A 6,275-nucleotide genomic window follows, 5' to 3' on the forward strand; every position below is an offset into this window, starting at 1 on the left:
GGGGGAATCCCATTGTATATTAAAGATTTACAACTAAAACAATTTCGTAATTATGAAAAACTTGAATTAAATTTTCAAAATAATGTTAATGTCATTATTGGTGAGAATGCTCAAGGTAAAACAAATTTAATGGAATCCATTTATGTGCTAGCTTTAACAAAGTCCCATCGAACAAGCAATGACAAAGAAATGATACGTTGGGATGAAGAATATGGTACAATAAAGGGTACGTTACAGAAAAAAAATCAGCAAGTAACACTACAGCTAATCCTCTCAAAGAAAGGTAAGAAAGCAAAGCTGAACCATCTTGAACAGATGAAGTTAAGTCAATATATAGGCGTGATGAATGTCGTTATGTTTGCACCGGAAGATTTACATTTAGTAAAAGGTAGTCCGCAAGTGCGTCGTAAATTCCTAGATATGGAACTAGGACAAGTTTCGCCTGTTTACCTACATGAACTGAGTCAATACCAAAGAATCCTCCAACAGCGAAATTCACTACTAAAAACATTACAAACTAGCCGAGAACGGAACTATTTAATGCTTGAAGTCCTAACATCTCAGCTTGTAAAACATGCCGTAAAAATAATCGAAAAACGAATTTCGTTCATCAAATTACTACAGGATTGGGCATCGCCTATTCATAGTCAAATTTCTAGAGAGACCGAAAAACTAGAAATTATATATAAACCAAGCATTAATGTATCAGATTTAACAGATTTGACGAAAATGGAAGATGAGTACATAAAACTATTTGAAGCTGAAAAAGAACGTGAAGTATCAAGAGGTACTACATTGCTTGGTCCGCATAGAGATGATTTGGTTTTTATGGTAAATGATAAAAACGTTCAAACTTTTGGATCGCAAGGACAGCAGCGGACAACAGCTCTTTCATTAAAACTAGCAGAAATTGAACTGATTAAAGAGGAAGTTGGAGAATATCCTATACTTTTATTAGATGATGTTCTTTCAGAGCTAGACGACTATCGTCAAACACACTTATTAAATGCAATTCAAAATAAGGTACAGACTTTTGTCACAACAACAAGTGTCGACGGAATTCAGCACGAAACGATAAAACAAGCTAATATTATAAATGTTTCACATGGAACAATTATAAGTACTTCTCGATAAATAATTTATGAAATTTCTACTACGCCGCCTAATAAGCATAGCTGAAATTTACTAATTCTTTTATGTAAAATAAAAAAAGTAGGTGAGTGTTCATGACAATGGATCAAAAAATGCAAGAACATAATTATGATGAAAATCAGATACAAGTTCTTGAAGGTTTAGAAGCCGTACGTAAAAGACCGGGTATGTATATCGGTTCTACGAGCGGAAAAGGATTACATCACTTAGTATGGGAAATCGTTGATAACAGTATAGATGAGGCATTGGCTGGATACTGTGATGAGATTAATGTAATAATCGAAGAAGATAATAGTATTACAGTTAAGGATAATGGCCGTGGAATTCCGGTAGGTATCCATGAAAAAATGGGTAGACCTGCTTTAGAAGTAATTATGACAGTACTTCACGCTGGTGGTAAATTTGGCGGCGGAGGTTATAAAGTATCTGGTGGATTACATGGTGTAGGTGCTTCAGTAGTAAATGCGTTATCTACTTTGCTAGAAGTTCATGTACATCGTGAAGGTACTATTTATTATCAACAGTTTGCTAAAGGTATACCTGTTGCAGATATGAGTATCGTTGGTGAAACAGACGTTACCGGTACGATTACTCATTTTAAACCTGATACTGAAATTTTCACTGAAACGACAGTTTATGAATTTGATATATTAGCAAACCGTTTAAGAGAATTAGCGTTCCTTAATAGAGGTATTCGCTTAACAATCGAAGACCGTAGAGAAAACAAACAAATGAAAGAATTCCATTACGAAGGTGGAATTAAATCATACGTTGAACATTTAAATCGTTCTAAAGAAGTAATACATGACGAACCAATTTTTGTTATTGGTGAAAAAGATGGAATTAGTGTAGAAATTGCACTTCAATATAACGAAAGCTATACAAGTAATATTTACTCATTCACGAATAATATTAATACACACGAAGGCGGTACGCACGAGGTTGGGTTTAAAACAGCTTTAACTCGTGTTATTAATGATTATGGTCGTAAGAATGGTTTAATTAAGGATCAAGATAGCAACTTATCTGGTGAGGATGTACGTGAAGGATTAACGGCGATCGTTTCTATTAAACATCCAGATCCACAGTTTGAGGGACAAACAAAAACTAAATTAGGTAATAGTGAAGTTCGTACGATTACAGAGCAAGTTTTTGGAGAAAAGCTTGAAAAGTTTTTATTAGAGAATCCAACAGAGGCTAAAAAAATAGTTGAAAAAGGTTTAATGGCGGCTAGGGCTCGTGTTGCTGCTAAAAAGGCTCGTGAATTAACAAGAAGAAAAAGTGCTTTAGAAGTATCAAGTTTACCTGGGAAATTAGCTGATTGTTCTTCAAAAGATTCTTCTATTAGCGAAATTTATATCGTTGAGGGTGATTCAGCGGGTGGAAGTGCTAAACAAGGACGAGACCGTCACTTCCAAGCAATTCTCCCTTTACGTGGAAAAATTATTAATGTTGAAAAGGCTCGACTTGATAAAATTTTATCAAATAACGAGGTTCGTTCAATGATTACTGCTTTTGGTACCGGAATCGGTGATGATTTCGATATCGAGAAAGCACGATATCATAAAATCATATTGATGACGGATGCTGATGTAGATGGTGCCCACATCCGTACTTTATTGTTGACGTTCTTATATCGTTATATGCGTCAAATCATTGAAAGTGGTTATATTTATATTGCTCAACCACCTTTATATAAGATCCAGCAAGGGAAAAAAATACAATATGCTTATAATGATCGACAAATGGATGAGATTATGTCGACTTTAAATGCAGTGCCAAAACCTGTTATCCAACGATATAAAGGTCTAGGTGAAATGAACCCTGAACAGTTATGGGAAACTACAATGAATCCAGAAACAAGAACGTTACTACAAGTTAACCTTCAAGATGCTATTGAAGCGGATGAAACGTTTGAAACATTAATGGGTGAAAAAGTAGAGCCAAGACGTAACTTTATTCAAGATAACGCTAAGTATGTAAAGAATTTAGATATTTAACAAGTATTTGTAAGGAGCTTTATGCTCCTTTTCTCAGGTAGATACGGAAACTAAAGGGAGGTGCCGATGTTGAGTGAAAATCAACAAATTAAAGAAATAAATATTAGTCATGAAATGCGTAATTCCTTCCTAGATTATGCAATGAGTGTAATTGTTTCTCGAGCGTTACCAGATGTACGAGACGGCCTTAAGCCTGTACATAGAAGAATTTTATATGCAATGAATGATTTAGGTATGACAGCTGATAAAGCTTATAAAAAGTCAGCGCGTATCGTTGGTGAAGTAATTGGTAAGTATCACCCGCATGGTGACTCTGCTGTATATGAAACAATGGTACGTATGGCTCAGGACTTTAACTTCAGATATATGTTAGTAGATGGCCATGGGAATTTTGGATCAGTTGATGGAGACGCGGCGGCGGCGATGCGTTATACAGAGGCTAGAATGTCTAAAATTTCGATGGAATTGATTCGTGATATTAATAAAAACACGATTGATTTTCAAGATAACTACGATGGTTCAGAAAGAGAGCCAATCGTTCTTCCTGCACGATTCCCTAACTTGTTAGTAAACGGAGCAACGGGTATAGCGGTTGGTATGGCAACGAATATTCCTCCGCACCAATTAGGTGAAATAATTGATGGTGTTCTTGCGTTAAGTAAAGAACCAGAAATCACTACACAAGAATTAATGGAATATATTCAAGGACCAGATTTTCCTACATCAGGTATGATTTTAGGTAAAAGTGGTATCCGTAAGGCATATGAAACTGGTAAAGGCTCTATTATTATTAGGGCAAAAGTTGAAATTGAAGAAAAAGCAAATGGTAGACAAACAATTATTGTCACAGAGTTACCTTATCAAGTAAATAAAGCAAAGCTTGTTGAACGAATTGCTGAACTAGTTCGAGATAAGAAAATAGAAGGTATTACTGATTTACGCGATGAATCTGATCGAAATGGTATGCGTGTTGTCATTGAAGTTAGAAGAGACGCGAACGCAAATGTACTTTTAAATAATCTATATAAACAAACTGCTCTTCAAACAAGTTTTGGTATTAATTTATTAGCACTTGTAAATGGTGAACCAAAGGTTTTATCTCTAAAGAGCTGTTTAAAACACTATTTAGACCATCAAATTGTTGTTATTAAACGTAGAACAAAGTTTGAGTTAGAAAAAGCAGAAGCGCGTGCACATATTTTAGAAGGTTTGAAGGTTGCTTTAGATCACTTAGATGAGGTAATTAGCTTAATTAGAGCTTCTCAAACAGGAGAAATCGCTAAAAATGGCTTAATGGAAACCTTTAACTTATCTGAAAAGCAAGCTCAAGCAATTTTAGATATGAGGTTACAACGTTTAACTGGATTAGAGCGCGAAAAAATTGAAGAAGAATATCAAGAGCTAATCAAGTTAATTGCAGAATTAAGAGCGATTCTTGCTGATGAGGAAAGAGTTCTTGAAATTATTCGAGAAGAATTAACTCAGCTTAAAGAGCAGTATAATGATAAACGAAGAACAGCAATTGTTCCTGGTGGACTTGAAATCATTGAAGATGAAGACTTAATACCAGTGGAGAATATTATTGTAAGTTTAACTCATAATGGATATATTAAACGTCTTCCAGTTTCTACTTATCGATCTCAACGTAGAGGTGGACGTGGTATTCAAGGGATGGGTACTAATAATGATGACTTCTTAGAACACTTACTAACACCTTCAACACATGATACAATTTTATTCTTTACGAATAAGGGAAAAGTATACCGTTCAAAAGGTTATGAGATTCCAGAGTATAGTCGTACAGCTAAAGGATTACCTATCGTAAACTTACTAGAAATCGATCGAGATGAAAATATTAATGCTATTATTCCAGTAAGTGAGTTTTTAGAAAATTGGTATCTATTCTTTACAACAAAACAAGGGATAGCAAAACGTGTACCTTTATCTGCCTTTGCAAACATTCGTACAAACGGATTAATTGCAATTAATTTAAAAGAAGATGATGATGTAATATCAGTACGTCTAACTGACGGAACAAAAGATATTGTGGTCGGTACTTCAAAAGGTATGATGATTCGTTTTAATGAAGATGATGTTAGATCAATGGGAAGAACGGCAACGGGTGTTAAAGCAATTACACTTTCTGATGATGATTATGTTGTTGGAATGGAAGTTGTTGAAGAACACTTAGATATTCTTGTTGTTACTGAACTAGGTTATGGTAAGCGAACTGCACAGGAAGAATATCGAATTCAAAGCCGTGGTGGTAAAGGTTTAAAAACGCTTAATGTCACAGATAAAAACGGTAAAATGATTTCATTAAAATGTGTAAGTGACGAACAAGATTTAATGTTAATTACTGAGTCTGGTGTAATGATCCGTATGCCAATTGAGCAAATTTCACGTTTAGGTCGAGTTACCCAAGGTGTTAAATTAATAAAACTTGATCAAGAAGGTCATGTTGCGACTGTAGCAATTGCTGCGAAAGAAGAAGAGGAAATTGATGAAGAAGCTGAAAACGAAGCTGAATTAACGACTCTTGAAAACGAAGATGAGATTGAAACAACAGAAGAATAATATAGCAGTGACTAGTAAGGAGGGAACAAGTATGTTCTCTCTTTTTTTTTGATTGTATACCGTTGTGTTAATCATAGAGAATCGGGTGGAACAATTATTGATACTTTCATATACAAAATGAGTGCTTGAGTGTACATCTAATTTAAAAAACAAAAAAGAGATTTCAAAATATCCGTCGCCTTAATGAAGATTAGCATTAATTAGATCATTTCTATTCAAATTGGTTGATATTTTCACTTATGGTACAGTATTAATGTTTTAAGTTAACTACAACGCAATCAGTTTAATGGAGTAAGCACCGGAAACACTTTCTACTATTAGATTATGGTCTTATTATTACGATTTTGATTAGTATATCACTATTATGTACTACTTTAGATAGGAGGATAAATGCTTGAGTTGAAGGGGATTTTAATGAAGTGTAATGTTTTATTTTTTTTTTTTGAAATTATATTATAAAAACTATTGACCAAGGTTGTTAGATTTGTTATTATATAGAAGTCGCCAAGAGATACGGACGACAAAATGAACTTTGAAAACTAAACA

Annotated in this window: 3 protein-coding genes; all 3 read left to right on the plus strand. The window is 34.3% G+C overall.

Annotation, left to right across the window (positions count from 1 at the left end; genetic code table 11):
- The first annotated feature begins 12 nt into the window (after positions 1-12).
- The 3 genes from recF (at position 13) to gyrA (ending at position 5,729) form a co-directional block, all read left to right on the plus strand.
- Entirely contained in the window at positions 13-1,134 is a 1,122-nt protein-coding gene (recF, locus tag CN946_RS03725; protein WP_098859934.1) for a DNA replication/repair protein RecF, read from the plus strand.
- 98 nt (positions 1,135-1,232) lie between these two features.
- Complete coding sequence (gyrB, locus tag CN946_RS03730) at positions 1,233-3,152, plus strand: DNA topoisomerase (ATP-hydrolyzing) subunit B (protein WP_098859957.1); 1,920 nt, start codon at positions 1,233-1,235, stop codon at positions 3,150-3,152.
- Positions 3,153-3,221: 69 nt separating this feature from the next.
- Entirely contained in the window at positions 3,222-5,729 is a 2,508-nt protein-coding gene (gyrA, locus tag CN946_RS03735) for a DNA gyrase subunit A (protein WP_098859935.1), read from the plus strand.
- Positions 5,730-6,275 lie beyond the last annotated feature (546 nt).

The organism is Bacillus sp. AFS053548 (assembly GCF_002575105.1).
GTDB lineage: Bacteria > Bacillota > Bacilli > Bacillales > Bacillaceae_G > Gottfriedia.

Bases quoted from the DNA above. Each gene is read 5' to 3' on its own strand.
- gyrB (WP_098859957.1), top strand. From the start codon at position 1,233: ATGGATCAAAAAATGCAAGAACATAATTATGATGAAAATCAGATACAA.